This window comes from Comamonas sp. MYb69 (assembly GCF_037479315.1).
Taxonomy (GTDB): domain Bacteria; phylum Pseudomonadota; class Gammaproteobacteria; order Burkholderiales; family Burkholderiaceae_C; genus Comamonas.
Map to the genome: position 1 here is coordinate 218,354 of NZ_JBBGZG010000003.1, position 15,887 is coordinate 234,240.

Annotated in this window: 10 protein-coding genes and 1 tRNA gene; 1 reads left to right on the forward strand and 10 read right to left on the reverse strand. The window is 66.7% G+C overall.

From position 1 onward, the window contains the following. Positions 1–72: 72 nt before the first annotated feature. The 6 genes from WH303_RS05230 to WH303_RS05255 all read right to left on the reverse strand — a co-directional run bounded on the left by WH303_RS05230 (position 73) and on the right by WH303_RS05255 (position 9,305). The gene (locus WH303_RS05230; protein ID WP_339517288.1) at positions 73–1,602 is read right to left on the reverse strand and encodes a sigma-54-dependent transcriptional regulator; all 1,530 of its coding nucleotides are present in this window, start codon (positions 1,600–1,602) and stop codon (positions 73–75) included. Further along, positions 1,599–3,281 (reverse strand): ATP-binding protein, encoded by a 1,683-nt coding sequence (locus WH303_RS05235; protein ID WP_021026463.1) that lies wholly within the window; start codon positions 3,279–3,281, stop codon positions 1,599–1,601. The genes WH303_RS05230 and WH303_RS05235 overlap by 4 nt, the downstream gene beginning before the upstream one ends. An 18-nt stretch (positions 3,282–3,299) precedes the next feature. Beyond that, entirely contained in the window at positions 3,300–3,536 is a 237-nt protein-coding gene (locus WH303_RS05240) for a PP0621 family protein (protein ID WP_021026462.1), read from the reverse strand. Positions 3,537–3,542: 6 nt separating this feature from the next. Next, on the reverse strand, positions 3,543–4,349 hold the full coding sequence (locus tag WH303_RS05245; protein ID WP_339517289.1) for a cytochrome C assembly family protein: 807 nt from the start codon (positions 4,347–4,349) through the stop codon (positions 3,543–3,545). Between the two features lie 110 nt (positions 4,350–4,459). Continuing rightward, positions 4,460–5,386 carry a diguanylate cyclase gene (locus WH303_RS05250; protein ID WP_021026460.1) on the reverse strand — a complete coding sequence of 309 codons (927 nt, stop codon included), beginning with the start codon at positions 5,384–5,386 and terminating at the stop codon, positions 4,460–4,462. A 49-nt stretch (positions 5,387–5,435) separates the two neighbouring features. Further along, on the reverse strand, positions 5,436–9,305 hold the full coding sequence (locus WH303_RS05255) for a response regulator (RefSeq protein WP_339517290.1): 3,870 nt from the start codon (positions 9,303–9,305) through the stop codon (positions 5,436–5,438). A gap of 384 nt (positions 9,306–9,689) precedes the next feature. Here WH303_RS05255 and ffh point away from each other — a divergent pair, with 384 nt between their 5' ends. Beyond that, a complete protein-coding gene (gene ffh, locus WH303_RS05260) occupies positions 9,690–11,069 on the forward strand; it encodes a signal recognition particle protein (RefSeq protein WP_021026457.1) in 1,380 nt (459 codons plus the stop codon). Positions 11,070–11,155: 86 nt separating this feature from the next. Here ffh and selD read toward each other — a convergent pair whose 3' ends face one another. From selD to selA, 4 genes are all read right to left on the reverse strand, one after another. Continuing rightward, positions 11,156–12,223 (reverse strand): selenide, water dikinase SelD, encoded by a 1,068-nt coding sequence (selD, locus tag WH303_RS05265; RefSeq protein ID WP_339517291.1) that lies wholly within the window; start codon positions 12,221–12,223, stop codon positions 11,156–11,158. Positions 12,224–12,335: 112 nt separating this feature from the next. Continuing rightward, a tRNA-Sec gene (locus WH303_RS05270) sits at positions 12,336–12,431 on the reverse strand. Positions 12,432–12,520: 89 nt separating this feature from the next. Beyond that, positions 12,521–14,446, reverse strand: a complete 1,926-nt coding sequence (selB, locus tag WH303_RS05275; RefSeq protein ID WP_339517292.1) for a selenocysteine-specific translation elongation factor — start codon at positions 14,444–14,446, stop codon at positions 12,521–12,523. Then, positions 14,443–15,870 carry an L-seryl-tRNA(Sec) selenium transferase gene (selA, locus tag WH303_RS05280; protein ID WP_339517293.1) on the reverse strand — a complete coding sequence of 476 codons (1,428 nt, stop codon included), beginning with the start codon at positions 15,868–15,870 and terminating at the stop codon, positions 14,443–14,445. Before selA ends, selB begins: the two co-directional genes overlap by 4 nt. Positions 15,871–15,887: the final 17 nt, after the last annotated feature.

Below are 15,887 nucleotides of genomic sequence, written 5' to 3' on the forward strand. Positions count from 1 at the left end.
TGGCATGAGGCGCAGCGTGGGGGTGCGCGCCAGGCGGTGTCTCGGGCAGGTCGTGGGGCATGGCGTCGGGCCCTAGGGCTGCATCCCGTCGCTGGGGTCATGGATCTGCAGCCGCTCCATGCGGTAGCGGATCTGACGCAGGCTGATGCCCAGGCGGTTGGCCGCAGCGGTGCGGTTAAAGCCAAACTCCTGCAGCGCGCGCACGAGGATGTCGCGCTCGATGCCATCGAGCCAGGCTTGCAGATCGGCGGGCAGATCCTGTGGCGGCGCAAAGCGCTGGAGGCTGCTGGGGGCCATGGCCGCAGCCTGTGGCTGGAGCGGCGCCAGCGGCGCGCTGGGCCGTACATAGGCCGGTGCCGGCTCTGCTGCCTGGCTCTGCGCGGGCGAGGGACGCGTGGCATCGGCCCGGGCCGGCTCCACATCGAGAAAAGCGCCATCGCTCAAGGCGACCGAGCGCAGCAACAGGTTTTCCAGCTCGCGCACATTGCCCGGCAGCGCGTGGCCCGCCAAGGTGTGCAGCGCCTGGGCGCTGAGCTGGGGCACCGGCTGGCCGCTCTCGCTGGCGATGCGCTCGAGCAGCGCCTGGCACAGCGCGGGCACATCTTCGCGGCGCTCGCGCAGCGGCGGGATGAAGATGTCAATGACGTTGAGCCGGTAGTACAAGTCCTGGCGAAAGCGCCCGGTCTGCACATCGGCCGCCAGATCGCGGTGGGTGGCGCTGACGATGCGCACATCGACCGCTTCTTCCTGTTGCGAGCCCAGGGGCCGCACCTTGCGCTCCTGGATCGCACGCAAGAGCTTGGCCTGCATCGACAGCGGCAGCTCGCCGATTTCATCAAGGAAGAGGGTGCCGCCATGGGCGGCCTGGAAAAAGCCTTCGCGGTCCTGGTTGGCGCCGGTGTAGGCGCCTTTGCGGGCACCAAAGAACTCCGCTTCGAGCAGGTTCTCGGGGATGGCGCCGCAGTTGACGGCCACCATCGGCCCGCTGGCCCGCTGGCTGTTGCGGTGCAAGGACTGGGCCACCAGCTCCTTGCCGGTGCCCGATTCGCCGCGCACCAGAATGGGCGCCATGCTGCCGGCCACCTTGGCAATGCGCTCGCGCACCTGCTGCATCACAAGGGACGGGCCGATCAATTCGCGCTGGGCCGGGAGGGCTGACCGCGCGGGCGTGCCCGGCTGCGGCGCCGCTTGAGACGCGGGCTGCGCCAGGGCCAGCGCAGCGGCATCCTGCAGCCCCTGGCTGGCAGAGGCCACCACCTGGCGAAACTGCTTGAGGTCCACTGGCTTGGTCAGGTAGTCAAACGCGCCTTCGCGCAGGGCCGCGACGGCATTGTCGGCCGAGCCATAGGCGGTCATGACGATGGCGCGCTCGCTGCGGCCCTGGCTGCGCAGGTCCTGCAGCAGCTCCATGCCCAGGCCATCGGGCAGGCGCATGTCGGTGATCAGGATCTCGAAGCGGCGCTGCTGCAGCTGGGCGCGGGCTTCCTGCACCGAGCCGGCCGTGTAGACCCGGTAGCCTTCGCGCAGCAAGGTCAGCTCATAAAGGGTTCTGAGGTCGGGCTCATCGTCCACGACCAGAACAGTGGTGTTTTCAAAACTCATGCCTGGTGGATCAAATCAGTCTGCTGGGGATGCGCGGGGCTGGCGGCCCGGCGAAACTGCACAATAAAGGCATTGCCCTGTGCCAGCTCGGGCAGCGCTGTGCTCTGCCTTTCGTAGCGGATCATAGCGCCATGGCGGGTGCACAGCTCGCGGCAGATGTACAGGCCCAGGCCGCTCGATCGGCTCTCGGACGAGAAGAAGGGCTCGAACAGGTGCTTTTCAATGGTCGGCTCGATGGGCGCGCCATCGCTCCAGACCACCAAGGTGGTGGTGCCCGTGAGGCTGCTGTGGGTGCTGACGCGCAAGGAGTCTGCACAGTCCCGGCGGTAGCGCTGGCCGTTGTTGAGCAGGTTGTAGAGCAGCTGGCGCAGGTGCCCGGTGTCAAAGGCCACCAGGCTGTCCTCGGCACTGAGCGACAGCGCCACGGTGTGGGCGGCAGGGGCCAGTGCCATCCAGTCATGGCAGATGTGCAGCACGCTGTCATTGAGGGCAATGGAGTCACCATCGCCGGGCTGGATCTGGTTATGCACGCGGGCAATGTCCAGGATATCTTCGGCAATGCGGCCCAGGCGCTGGGCATTTTGCTCGACCATATAGGTCAGGCGCTTCTGGCCCGGGTCGGTCAGCTCCTCATCGAGCAGCGCATTGGCCTGGGTGATGGCCGTCAGCGGGTTGCGGATTTCATGGGCGACAGCTGCGGACATGCGCCCCATCGCCGCCATTTTCTCGGTGCGCAGCCGCGCCTCTATCTCGCGCAGGTCATGCAAGAACACCAGGCACAGCGGGTCATTGTCATGGCTGCCAATGGTGCCGAAGGTGGGCAGCGGGTGGGTCAGCCAGGTGCGCACATGCAGGCCGATGGGGGCCATCTGCGGCGCGGTCAGTGCCAGGTCTTGCGAGAAGGGCTTTTGCTCGGCAAAGGTCTGGGTGACCTGCTCGACCACGCCGCGCCAGGCGGGCAACTGCGCCAGCGCCAGCGGCAGGTGGGGGTGGCCCAGCAAGGTCATGGCGGCCGGGTTGGCAATACGCACCTGCAAGGCCTGGTCAGCCACCAGCACGCCATCGGGCAGGTTCTGCAGGATGAGCGCATTGATCTGCTCTTGCTGGTTGGCCGCAGCGGCATTGCGCAGGCCCTGCAAGGTCTCGCGCTCCACCCGCGAGGCGAGCAGCCGCACAAGAATGCCCACCAGAAAATAGGCCGCCCCGGCCAGCCCGGCTTGCACGGTGTTCTGCGTGCCATCGGGGTCAAACACCGACAGGCGAAAGCTCAGCGACTCGACAATCAGGAAGATCGTGATGTAGGCACAGCTGCCCAAGGTCACCAGCCAGCCGCCCAGGGTGCCGGCAAACAGCACCGCCAGGCCGAACATCGGCGTCAAGGTGTAGGTACCGGTTTTGGTCACCTCCAGCAGCGAGATCAGCAGCAGATCCATGCCGATCGTGGGCAGCCAGGCATAGACGCGGCGCTGCGGTGGCGGCTGGTGGCTGAGCGCGGCATACAGCATCGCCGAGATGCCATAGGCGCCCAGCAGCGCCAGCTGCGACAGCAAGGGGCCCGATTGCGCCGGCGTGATGGCCATGGCGCCCAGCGCCAGCAGCAGGGCCACAAAGACGCGGGCCACCAGGTAGCCGCGCCACAGGCGCTTGAAGGGGGTTTCCATCAACGCCAACGCGGCCATCGTGGCGATGCCCAAAGCCTAGCGCTGGCCAGGCGGCAGCGCCTGGGCGAGATGGGCTTGCGAGCAGTAATGTGCGCCCTGGTAGCCGATGGCATCGGACTGCGGCAGGTGCACGCCGCAGTGCGCGCAGTGCACCATGGGCTCGGGTTTGGCCAGGCCTTTTTTGGGCGGTGGCGGCGGCGCGTTCTTGACCCGTTGGCTGCGCCACATGTGCCAGCCCACGGCCAGCACCAGCAATACCAGCAAATACTTCATGGCAGCTCAGTGTTTCAAGATGACTTCAAGGACAAAGCGCGAGCCCACATAGGCCAGCAGCAGCAAGGTGGCGCCCACATAGAGCATGTTGACGGCGCGCTGCCCGCGCCAGCCAAAGCGCTTGCGGCCCACCAGCAGCACGGCAAAGGTCAACCAGGCCAGCATCGAGAACACCGACTTGTGGTTCCAGACCCAGGCCTTGCCGTACAGCGCCTCGCCAAACCACCAGCCGGCCAGCAAGGTCGCGGACAGCAAGATGAAGCCGGCCGTGACAAAGCGGAAGGTCAGGCGCTCCAGGGCCAGCAGCGGCAGACCGCCGTCGTGGCTGCCATCCTGGCGCATCTGGCGCTCGGCCCGGGTCATCAGTGCGGCATGCACGACGGCGGCGGCAAACAGGCCATAGGAGGCAATGCCCAGCGCCAGGTGCAGCGGCAGCCAGGGCGAGGCATTCACATGCAAAGGGCTGCCGGGGTAGACGCCGGCCAGCAGGACCGCGATGCAGCCCATGGCCGACAGCGGCCAGCGCGAGCGCAGCTGCGGGTAGAGCTGCTGCTCGACCACATACACCGTCAGCACCAGCCAGGCGGTGACGGACAGTGCCGGCGCAAAGCCGAAATGGGGCGTGTCACCCACCAGGCTCCAGCCGATGGCCGCCAGGTGCAAGGCCCAGGCCGCGCGCAAGCCCAGCCGTGCGCTGGGCTCCTGCAGGCGTCGGGCCGCAAGTGCGGGGATGGCGTAGGCAATGGCTGCAGCAATGGCCAGCGCCCAGCCGATGGGGCTGGTGCTGGCTGCGGCAAAGGCGGGAGAGAGCATGCCCGCTATCATAGCTGCGGCGAAAGGCCTGTGTGCTCTGCGCGGGCGCTAGCGCCTTGCCATCTGCCGGCTATTGCCAGCGATCAACCGCAGAGCCTGCCCAGCGCGCGCTATATGCCGACGCTGGTCGCGCAGACCCGGTTGCGGCCGCTGGTCTTGGCCTCGTACAGCAGTTCATCGGCCCGGCGCAGGCAGTCCTCCAGGCCGTCGGTCTGGCCGCAGTGGATGGTCAGCACCCCGCAGCTCACCGTCAGCTCTGGCGCGGTGGTGGAGGCCGCATGGGCAATCGCCATCGTCTGCACTTCCTGGCGAAAGCGCTCCACCACGGCCACGGCATCGGCGTGGCCGGGCAGGATCAGCGCAAACTCCTCACCGCCAAAGCGGGCGGCCAGGTCATAAGGGCGGCGCGCATGGCGCGCCAGCGTACCGGCTACTTGCTTGAGCGCCTCATCGCCTTGCACATGGCCATAGTGGTCGTTGTACAGCTTGAAGTGGTCGATATCGATCAGCGCCAGGCCCAGCGGGTCGTTCCTGCGCAGGCACAGGCGCTGGCTGCGCCGCAGCATGTCATCAAAATGCCGGCGGTTGGCCAGGTTGGTCAGGCCATCGACCTGCGCGAGGCGCTGCAAGGCTTGGCGCTGCAGCGCCAAGTCGATCTGGTTGCGCACCCGCACACTCACCACTGCCGGGCGGATGGGTTTGGAGACATAGTCGGCCGCGCCCAGGCGCAGGCCATACTCCTCGGCCGCAGCATCGCTCTGGCCGGTGATGAAGATGATCGCAATGCCGGCCGTCGCCTCCTGCTTTCTCAACTGGGTCAGCACCTCATAGCCATTCATGCCGGGCATGCTGACATCGAGCAGCACCAGCAGCAGCCGGTGCGATTCGCGCGTGGCGATGGTCAGCGCACTGGGGCCGTCCTTGGCCAGCAGCACGCGGTACTGCTGGCCCAGCAGCTCGGCGAGCATGGAGCGGTTGACGCGCTCGTCATCCACAATCAGGATGGTGGGTTGGTCGTTATCGGGCTCAGCTTGCATGGTGCGATGGTAGGGGGTCTAGGTCTCAAGGGGGCTGGTAGCCAGAAGGTCAAGGCAGGATCTGTTCGAGCCGCTCGATCGCCGCCAGCGCGGCCTCGCCATCCAGGTCTTCCACATGCTGCAGGATCTGCTGGAGCAGCGGCGTCCAGCGCGCCGTGGGGCTGGCCAGGAGCATGCGTTCGAGCTCGCTGACGGCGGCATAGTCGCCATCGGCCACCAGGCGCTTGAGGTGCTTGAGGTCCTGGCGCAGGCTGGTGGCAGCGGGCGGGCTGGCCGCAGGCGCGGCGTCCAGCGCTGCGCTCGGCGGGGCCGGTGGATGCTGGCGCGTGGCCAGGCCTTGCAGCAGTGTCTGCAGCTGGGCGGCAAACTCGGAGGTCTCGGCATGCAGCAGGCGCTGGGGCTGCGCTGCGGGCGGCGGGGCCTGCGTCCACTCCCGGGCCTGGCTCTCGATGGTTTCGGCCGCCTGGACCAGGGCCGTGGCATCGAGGTAGCCCAGCGCCCCCTTGAGCGAATGGGCGAGCATCGACAGCGGCTCCCAGGATGACTGCTGCACATGCAGCACCAGGGTCTGGGGGGCGTCGGCAAAGTCGCGGTAGAAGCCGGCCAGCACCCGTTCGACCCGCTCGGCATTGCCATGGAAGCGCTGCAGCATCTTGGCGTGGTTGATGCCGGGCGTGGCTGCCACGCGGGCCTCGTCGCGCATGAATTCGGACTCGGGTGCATCCGGCGTATCGGCGCCGTTGCCGGGGCCTGCGATCCATTCGCTCAGCGTTTCGTACAGCTTGCGCTCGTCAATGGGCTTGGTCAGGTGGGCGTTCATGCCCGCTTCTTCAATGGCGCTGCGGTCCTCGACGCGGGCCTGCGCAGTCAGCGCAATCACCGGCAGCTGCTGCAGATGGGGCAGCTGGCGCAGCGCGCGCGTGGCATCCAGCCCATCCATCTGCGGCATGTGCACATCCATCAGCACGGCGTCGTAGTGGTGGTGCTCGAGCATGCTGAGCGCCTCGGCGCCATTGGTGGCCAGGCTCACCTGCACGCCGACCAGGCTGAGGAAGTCGGCAGCCACCTCGCGGTTGAGGGCGTTGTCATCGACCACCAGAACATTCTTGCCATGCAGGTGGGGGTAGAGCTGGATCGGGTTGGTGTGCAGCGCCTGCGGCTGGCCCGGCGTGTCGGGCAGGGCGCGCCGCGAGAGGCCGCCGCCCTGCGACTGCAAGGCCTCCAAGATGGCATTGAACAGCACCGATTGGGTCACCGGCTTGATCAGCAGGCCTTGCAGGTGCAGCTCTTCAGCCTTGCGCATGACCTCGTCACGGCCGTAGGCGGTCACCATCAGCACCGCCGGGGTGGCCGAGAGGTGTTCTTCCTCGCGGATGCGGCGCGCCACCTCCAGCCCGTCCATGCCTGGCATGCGCCAGTCCATCAGCACCAGGCCATAGGGCGTGCCCACGCGGGAGGCGAGCTGCAGATCGGACAAGGCCTGCTCGCCCGAATCCACCGTGTCGGCGCGCATGCCAAAACCACGCACCATCTCGGCCAGGATGTCGCGTGCGCTGGCGTTGTCGTCGACGATCAGCACGCGGTCCACCGGCGTGCCGTGGTAGCGGGCTGGTTTGGGCGCCTGCTGCAGCTGGGCGGGGTGCAGCTGCACCGAGAAGTAGAAGGTGCTGCCCAGCCCCGGGCTGCTCTCGACCTTGAGCTCGCCCCCCATCTGGCCCACCAGGCGCTGGCAGATGGCCAGGCCCAGGCCCGAGCCGCCATAGCGCCGCGTGGTCTGGCTGTCGGCCTGCGAGAAGGGGCGGAACAGCTGGCTCATCTGGGCCGGGCTCATGCCGATGCCCGTGTCCTTGACGGTGATCTCCAGCCCGATCTTGCCCGGGACCACGGGGCGGTTGCCAGCGGTCTCGGTGGTCTGGATGCTGATGACCACCTCACCCAAGTGGGTGAACTTGATGGCATTGCTCACCAGGTTGTTGAGGACCTGGCTCAGGCGCAGCGGGTCACCGCTCAGCTGCCGGGGCACATCGGGCGCGACCGAGTAGACCACCTCGATGCCCTTTTCCTCGGCGCGCAAGGTGGTGACGGCCGAGACGGTCTCGAGCACATCGTCGAGCGCGAACTCCACGTTCTCCAAGGTGAGCATGCCCGCCTCGATCTTGGAGAAGTCCAGGATGTCATTGATCACCGACAGCAGTGCGTTGGCCGACAGCTCCACCTTCTCCAGGTAGTTGCGCTGCTTGGGCAGCAGCGGGGTCTGCTGGATCAGGCGTGTCATGCCAATGACGGTGTTCATCGGCGTGCGGATCTCGTGGCTCATCGTGGCCAGGAACTCGGACTTGGCGCGCTCGGCCGCTTCGGCCATTTCCTTGGCTTTTTGCAGCGCCAGCTCGGCCTCGCGCTCGCGCGTGATATCGAGCATGATGCCGTCCCAGATCGTGCCCGCTTCCTGGCGGCTGGGTGCCGAGCGGCAGCGCAGCCAGCGCAGGCTGCCATCGGGGCGGATGATGCGAAAGCTGCAGTCAAACAGGCTCAGGCGCTCCAGCGCCTCGCGCTGCTGCTGACGGTACATCGCCAGATCTGCCGGGTGGATGGTTTTGATATAGGCCGCGTTGTCGGTCATGATGGCCTGCGCGCTCACGCCGATGAGCTTTTCAATACCGGCGCTGATGTAACTCATGCGCAAGGTCGTGGCCGTGCCTTCGACGCGGTAGATCGCACCACTGGGCAGGTTGTCGGCCAGTGCCTCCAGCCGCTGGCGCGCCTGTTCGCGCTCGGACAGATCCTGCAGCGTGCCGCTGAGGCTGACGATGCGGCCGCTGCTGTCATAGTCGGCCTGGCCCAGGATGCTGGCCGGGAACTGGCCGCCATCGGGCGTGTAATGGGTCACATCGAGCCGGTAGGGCTGGCCGGTCTGGGCGCATTGGGCAATGGCCGCGGCCACCTTGGCATAGTCCTGCGGCGGCATCATGTGGGCGATGTTGTCCTGGGTCAGCTTGGGCCCCTGCGGGTCCAGGCCATTCATCTCGTACATCATCTCCGAGGCCTCGATCTCACCGCTGGCCAGGTCCAGCGTCCAGCTGCCGATGCGCGAGAGCCGCTCGGCGCGGCGCAGCGAGTCATAGCTTTGGCGCAGCTGGTTTTCCGATTCGCGCATCTGCGTCGTGTCACGCGAAATGCCCAAGAGACCGATGACCTCGCCATGCTCGTTGCGGTACTGGCTCTTGATGGACTGGAAGCTGAGCCGGCGCCCCTCGATCAGCGCATGTGACTCCGACACCACCGGCGTGCTGCTCCGGTAAACGGCGGCATCGTCGTCGGCAAAATTGTTGTGGCCGCCGAGGATTTCGGCATCGGTCTTGCCAATCAGTCCCCCGGGCGGCATCTGCGTGATGGCCTCGGCCGCGGGGTTGGCGAACACATAGCGGCCCTGGCGGTCTTTGACAAAGACGATGTCCGAGGTGCCGCGCATCACCGCATCGAGCAGGTGGGTGGAATGGCGCCACTGCTGGGTGCTTTTCTCGACCTGCTGCTCGAGCGCGGCATTGAGCAGCTGAATTTCCTGGTCGCGGCGCACGCGCTCGGTGATGTCGTGGGAGATGGTGAAAAAGCGCTTCTCGCCATCCACCAGCTGGCAGGTGATGTGCACCTCGACGGGAAAGCAGGAGCCGTCCTTGCGCTGGTGGGTGTTGGTGGCCACGGTGTGTTCACCGGGCTCCATTTTCTGCCACAGGGCCAGCAACTCCTCCTGTGTGTAGTCCAGCGCAAAATCGGCCACCGTCAGGGCCATCAGCTCTGCCAGGCTGTAGCCCATCTCCCGGTAGGCCTGGGTATTGACATCCAGGATCCGGCCTTGCGTATCGGTCACGAAGAAGGCGTCCGAGAAATGGTCTAGCAAGTGGCGATACGGCGTGTCTGGCATCGGTGATCCTGGTCAAAGAAAGCGCCACCTCAGGGTGGCGGGCAGGGCTTTGGCATTGCAGCTGGCCATGCCAGCGGGGGCAGGCGCAGGCCGCAGCTGCATTGTCGCGGCTTCGGGCCTGCATGTGCGCAGCCTCAAAGGCTAAATTCGTTTGGCGCTTCACGGTCAAACATTTACCTATTGTAGGGAGCGGGCCATAGTTTCTTGCGGTGGCGGGCAGGCTGCCAGCCCTGGCCCCGCGTCAGTTTTGGGGTGAGCGGGTAGAATCAAAGGTTTGCAGGGCTGTGGCTTACAGCCCCTGGCGCCAGTCGTTTTTAGCCCGGGCTCCGGCCAGCGGCTACCGCTGGGCGCCCCCTTTGCCACGATTACTCAAGACTCCACCCTATGGCTTCCGCACTGACCGATAAACTCTCGCGCCTCGTCAAGGAAATGCGTGGCCAGGCCCGTATCACCGAATCCAATGTCCAGGACATGCTGCGTGAAGTGCGCATGGCCCTCTTGGAGGCGGATGTGGCCTTGCCCGTGGTGCGCGACTTCATTGCCCGCGTCAAGGAAAAAGCGCTGGGCCAGGAAGTGCTGGGCAGCCTCAAGCCGGGCCAGACCCTGGTGTCGATCGTCAACAAGGAACTGGCCGCCACGATGGGCGAGGGCGTGGCCGACATCAACCTGCAGGCCCAGCCGCCGGCGGTGATCCTGATGGCCGGCCTGCAAGGTGCCGGTAAGACGACCACCACGGCCAAGCTGGCCAAGCACCTGATCGAGCGGCGCAAAAAAAAGGTGCTGACCGTCTCGGGAGACGTCTACCGCCCCGCCGCTATCGAGCAGCTCAAGACCGTGACCCAGCAGGCGGGCGCGGAATGGTTCCCCAGCACGCCCGACCAAAAGCCGTTGGATATTGCCAACGCGGCGCTCGATTACGCCAAGAAGCACTACTTTGATGTGCTCCTGGTCGATACCGCCGGCCGCCTGGCCATCGACGAAGTGCTGATGACCGAAATCCAGCAATTGCATGCGGCCTTGAAGCCGGTCGAGACCTTGTTCGTCGTCGATGCGATGCAGGGCCAGGACGCGATCAACACCGCCAAGGCCTTCAAGGAGGCGCTGCCGCTCACCGGTATCGTGCTGACCAAGCTCGACGGTGACTCACGCGGCGGTGCGGCGCTGTCGGTGCGCCAGATCACCGGCGCGCCCATCAAGTTCGCCGGTGTGTCCGAAAAGCTCGATGGCCTGGAAGTGTTCGACGCAGAGCGCCATGCGCAGCGCGTGCTGGGCATGGGCGATATCGTGGCCCTGGTCGAGCAGGTCTCCAAGGGCGTGGACATGGAGGCGGCCCAGAAGATGGCCGAGAAGATCAAGTCCGGCGACGGCTTTGATCTGAACGACTTCCTGGGCCAGCTCCAGCAGATGAAGCAGATGGGGGGCCTGTCGACCCTGATGGACAAGCTGCCCTCGGAGCTGGCGGGCAAGGCCGGCAAGGTCGATATGGACAAGGCCGAGCGCGAAGTGCGCCGCAAGGAAGGCATCATCTGCTCGATGACCCCCTATGAGCGCGCCAAGCCCGAATTCATCAAGGCCACGCGCAAGAAACGCATTGCCGCTGGCGCTGGCGTGCAGGTGCAAGAGGTCAACCGCCTGCTCAACGAGTTTGGCCAGATGCAGCAGATGATGAAGAAGATGAAGGGCGGCGGCCTGATGAAGATGATGAAGAAGATGGGCGGCATGAAGGGCATGATGGGCGGCGGCATGCCCAAGCTGCCGTTTTAAGCACCGCAGCATGCCCTGGTTGCAAGGCCTGCTTCAACAAAAACGCCTGCATCCAGCAGGCGTTTTTGCATCCAGGCGCTGCGGTGTTACGACACCACAACTTGCGCCTCGCCCGCCTGCATCTGGCCGACTACGCAGGCATCGGCAAAGCCCTGGGATTTGAAGATGTCCAGCACCTGGCCAACAGCATCCGGCGTGCAGGAGACCAGCAGGCCGCCGGAGGTCTGCGGGTCGGTCAGCAGGCTGCGCATCGCATCGGGCACTTGCGCGCCCATTGCCACATCGCTGCCGTAGGACGCCCAGTTGCGTCCCGAGGCGCCGGTCACCACGCCTTGCTGGGCAAGATCGAGGACGCCGGGCAGCAGCGGCAGCGCCTGGCTGTCGATCACGGCTGTGAGCTGCGCGCCGCGTGCCAGCTCCAGCGTATGGCCCAGCAGGCCAAAGCCGGTGACATCGGTCAGCGCATGCACATCGGCCAGCTGCGCAAGCGCGGCGCCAGGCCGGTTGAGCTGGGTGGTGGTGCGCACCATGCTGGCGTAGTCACTGTTGCTGAGCAGGCCTTTTTTCAAGGCAGCGGACTGGATACCCACACCCAGGGCCTTGCCCAGGATCAGCACATCGCCCGCCTGGGCATCGCGGTTGCGCTTGAGCTGCGCCGGATTGACGATGCCGATACCGACCAGGCCATAGATGGGCTCGACCGAGTCGATCGAGTGGCCGCCGGCCAGCGGAATGGCGGCATCGCGGCAGACGGACTCGCCGCCTTCGAGAATCTTGGCAATGACGTCGTGGGGCAGCACATTGATCGGCATGCCGACGATGGCCAGCGCCATCAGCGGCGTGCCGCCCATCGCGTAGATGTCCGACAGCGCATTGGTCGCAGCAATGCGGCCAAAGTCATAGGGGTCATCGACGATGGGCATGAAGAAATCGGTGGTCGCGACAATCGCCTGCGTGTCGTTGATCTGGTAGACCGCTGCGTCATCCGCCGTCTCGGTGCCCACCAGCAGCTGCGCATAGAACTGCTTGGGCACCGCACTGCGGCTCATCAGATCGGCCAGCACCCCAGGGGCAATCTTGCAGCCGCAGCCGCCGCCATGCGACAGCGAGGTCAGGCGTGGCGAGGTGGGCAGGGTGGTGGTAGGGGCATTCATACGGGCATCCTCAGGGCTAACAGACTGGCGAGAAAAGCGGTGCCGCCCATGGCGGCCCACCATTATCGGCATTTGGCGGGCAGAGCTGCGCCATGCTGTTTTTTTGGGGGGATGGCGGAAAGCAGCTGGAGTCGAACCAACCCAGGAGTGGCTGACACCCCTCACCGGGTTTGAAGCCCGGCCGCGCCACCGGGCACGATTGCCTTCCCTGCAACACGTGCGTGTTGGGCAAGATGGCCGATTGTAGCGGCTCTGCGTGGCGCCTGCGGCTGGCGCTGCCGCAGACCCTTGGGTGGCTTAGGACGTGGCGCCTGCCTGCCAGCGCACACCCGGGCGCAGCACATGCGTATCGCGCACGCGGCGGGTGTAGCCCACGCGGTCGAAGAACTCCAGGATCTGGATGGCGCGCTTGCGGCCCAGGGCGGTGGCATCACGGAAGGCATGGGCCTGCACTTCGCCGCGCTCGGCCTGCTGGGCAAGCTCTGCGGTGAGTGCCGCCAGCGCATCCATGGAGGGGGCGGCATAGAACAGGTCCTTGACCACCTGGAACACGAGGCCCTGGCGCGAGAGCTTTTTGAGCAGCTGGCGCACCAGCTCCTCCCCGGCGCCATGGTCGCGGGCCAGGTCGCGCACCCAGGGCGGGTCAAAGCGGCCTTCGGTGATGGCCGGCAGCAAGCGCTGGGCGAGGGCTTGTTCGGCGTCGCTTAGCTGCACCGTGTGGCCGGGCAGGTGCAGCCAGGCGCCGCTGCTGGCGATCTGGCCGGTGGCGATCAGCGCATCGAGCAGGCCGTGGTAGAGCGCATCGTGGGGGCCATGCTGCAGCGCAGGCAGGGCCATGCGGCGCAGCCGGGCTGCGTTGATGCCGGGCTCATCGGGGGCGACTTCATGAAAGCGTTGCAGCGCCTGCAGCAGCTGGTCTTGCAGCGTTTGCCAGGCAGCGCTGTCCACCAGCAGCGCATCGCCATCGGGCAGCGGCAGGTGGGTGCAGGTCTCGGCCACGGCCGGTGTCGCCGTGCCGGTTAGCCGTACCAGCTGTGAGCGGGCCAGGCCCAGCGGGGCCTCGGCCAGCAGCGGGCCGGTGTCGGCGGTGTCAATCCAGTGTGCCAGCGCAGCCAGGTAGGCCATGCGGCTGTCGCTGCGGCGCTTGCGGGCGGGGGCGTAGGGGTCGAGCACCATGGCGCCGGCAATCGTGCGGTTGGCCTGGGCATTGCGCACGATGACGCGGTCACCGGGCAGCACCAGCGCCGGGGCATCCAGCACCAGCTGGGCCAGTGCTTCCGTGCCTGGGGCCAGGTCGCCATCTTGCAGCAAGGCGATATGGCCGGTGCAGCGCATGGTGCCCAGGTGCAGGTGCACAGCAGACCACTGCGCCAGCGGCGCTGCATCGGCGAGCAGGTGCAGGCGCACATCGATGCGCTGGGTGGTCTGGCGCAGGCGCGCGTCCATGATCCAGTCGCCGCGCGTGATGGCCTCCTTGGCGATGCCCGCCAGGTTCAGTGCGCAGCGCTGGCCGGCCAGGCCCTGTTCGCTCGCCTGGTTCTGCGCATGGATGCTGCGCACACGTACGGGCTCGCCGCTGGCCGAATGCACGAGGCTGTCGCCCACGGCCACCTGGCCATTGAAGACGGTGCCGGTGACCACCGTGCCCTGGCCGGGCAGGCTGAAGACCCGGTCCACCGCCAGGCGGAACAGCCCGCTGTTGGCGCGCTGGGGCATGGCCTGGGCCTGCTGGTGCAGGTGCTGGCGCAGCGCCCAGACGCCCGGGTCATCGGCCAGGGCCGCTGCGGTCTCAAAAATGGGCGCATCGGCCAGGTTGCTGCGGGCCAGGATGGCGGTGATCTCATCGCGCACCTCATCAATGCGGGCGCGCGGCACGCGGTCGACCTTGGTGAGGGCCACCGTGCCCTGGCGGATGCCCAGCAACTGCAAAATCTCCAGATGCTCCAGGGTCTGGGGCATCACGCCGTCATCGGCGGCCACCACCAGCAAGGCATGGTCAATGCCCACGGCCCCGGCGGCCATGGTGTGCACAAATTTTTCATGGCCGGGCACATCGATGATGCCCAGCACATCGCCATTGGCCAGCGGGGTGTAGGCGTAGCCCAGCTCGATCGAGATGCCGCGCGCCTTTTCTTCCTTCAGGCGGTCGGTCTCCACGCCGGTGAGCGCGCGCACCAGGGTGGTCTTGCCATGGTCGATATGGCCTGCGGTGCCGATGATCATGCCTGGCCGTCCGTGGCGCCACTGCCCAGGGCCAGCTGCTGCAGGTTGGCGGCAAAGGCGGCTTGGTCGGCGGCTTCGAGGCAGCGCAGGTCCAGCCAGAGTGCATCGTCGCGCAGCCGGCCGATCACCGGGCGCGGCAGCTGGCGCAGCGCGGCCTCGAGCTGCTGCAACAGGCGCCCGGCGCGCTTGCGCTCATGGGGGCGCACGACCAGGCCATGGCTGGGAAGGCTCTCGACGGGCAATGCACCGCTGCCGATCTGGCTGGTCATCGCGGCATGCTCCACCAAATAGTCGGGGCCCAGCAAGGCTTGCAGCGGCGTCTGCAGCGCGATCGCCTGCTGCTCCATGGCAGCGGCCGGGCGGGTGAAGAGGCGCAAGGTGGTCAGGCGCTCGGCCAGTTTCTCGGGGTGCAGATAGAGGCGCAAGGTGGGCTCGAGCGCGGCCAGGGTGAGCTTGCCCACGCGCAGCGCGCGCTTGAGCGGGTTCTTCTTGATCTGCGCGATCAAGGCCTTGCTGCCGACGATGATGCCGGCCTGCGGGCCGCCCAGCAGCTTGTCGCCGCTGAAGGTCACGACATCGGCACCGGCCTCGATGGTCTCGCGCACGGTCACCTCATAGGGCAGTCCCCAGTCGCGCATATCGATCAGGGTGCCGCTGCCCAGATCCACGATCAGCGGCAGCTGCCGCGCATGGGCGATGCGCGCCACATCGGCCTCGGCAACCGATTTGGTAAAGCCGCTGATCGCGTAGTTGCTGCAGTGCACCTTCATCAGCGCAGCGCTGTGCTCGCCCAGTGCGGCTTCGTAGTCCTTCTCATGGGTGCGGTTGGTGGTGCCCACCTCGACCAGGCGGGCGCCGGCGCGCGTCATCACATCGGGGATGCGGAAGGCGCCGCCGATCTCGACCAGCTCGCCGCGCGAGACCACCACTTCCTTGTCGCGTGCCAAGGTGGACAGCACCAGCAGCACGGCGGCCGCATTGTTGTTGACGATGGTGGCCGCTTCGGCACCGGTCAGGCGGCAGACCAGGTCTTCGACCAGGTCATCGCGGTCGCCCCGGCCGCCGTCGGCCAGGTCGTATTCCAGATTGCTGGGGGTCGCCAGCGCCTGCACCACGGCGTCAATAGCCTCTTGCGGCAGCAGCGCGCGGCCCAGGTTGGTGTGCAGCACCGTGCCGGTCAGGTTGTAGACGGCCTTGAGGCGCGGCGCAAACAGCTGCTGGAGCTTTTGCTCGGCAGCGTCCAGCAAGGCATCGGCACCTTCTGCGTTGCTGCCAGCCTCTGCCAGCCAGCGGCTGCGCGCCTCGCCCAGTGCGGCGCGGATGGCCTGCGTGCACTGGGCCTTGCCATAGCTGTCCAACAGCGCAGCGGTGCGCGGGTGCTGCAGCAGCTTGTCAACAGAGGGCAGGTGGGTCGGTGCGTTCATGGGCAAACCAGCTCAAA

Bases quoted from the DNA above. Each gene is read 5' to 3' on its own strand.
- WH303_RS05230 (WP_339517288.1), bottom strand. From the start codon at position 1,602: ATGAGTTTTGAAAACACCACTGTTCTGGTCGTGGACGATGAGCCCGAC.
- WH303_RS05235 (WP_021026463.1), bottom strand. From the start codon at position 3,281: ATGGCCGCGTTGGCGTTGATGGAAACCCCCTTCAAGCGCCTGTGGCGC.
- WH303_RS05240 (WP_021026462.1), bottom strand. From the start codon at position 3,536: ATGAAGTATTTGCTGGTATTGCTGGTGCTGGCCGTGGGCTGGCACATG.
- WH303_RS05245 (WP_339517289.1), bottom strand. From the start codon at position 4,349: ATGCTCTCTCCCGCCTTTGCCGCAGCCAGCACCAGCCCCATCGGCTGG.
- WH303_RS05250 (WP_021026460.1), bottom strand. From the start codon at position 5,386: ATGCAAGCTGAGCCCGATAACGACCAACCCACCATCCTGATTGTGGAT.
- WH303_RS05255 (WP_339517290.1), bottom strand. From the start codon at position 9,305: ATGCCAGACACGCCGTATCGCCACTTGCTAGACCATTTCTCGGACGCC.
- ffh (WP_021026457.1), top strand. From the start codon at position 9,690: ATGGCTTCCGCACTGACCGATAAACTCTCGCGCCTCGTCAAGGAAATG.
- selD (WP_339517291.1), bottom strand. From the start codon at position 12,223: ATGAATGCCCCTACCACCACCCTGCCCACCTCGCCACGCCTGACCTCG.
- selB (WP_339517292.1), bottom strand. From the start codon at position 14,446: ATGATCATCGGCACCGCAGGCCATATCGACCATGGCAAGACCACCCTG.
- selA (WP_339517293.1), bottom strand. From the start codon at position 15,870: ATGAACGCACCGACCCACCTGCCCTCTGTTGACAAGCTGCTGCAGCAC.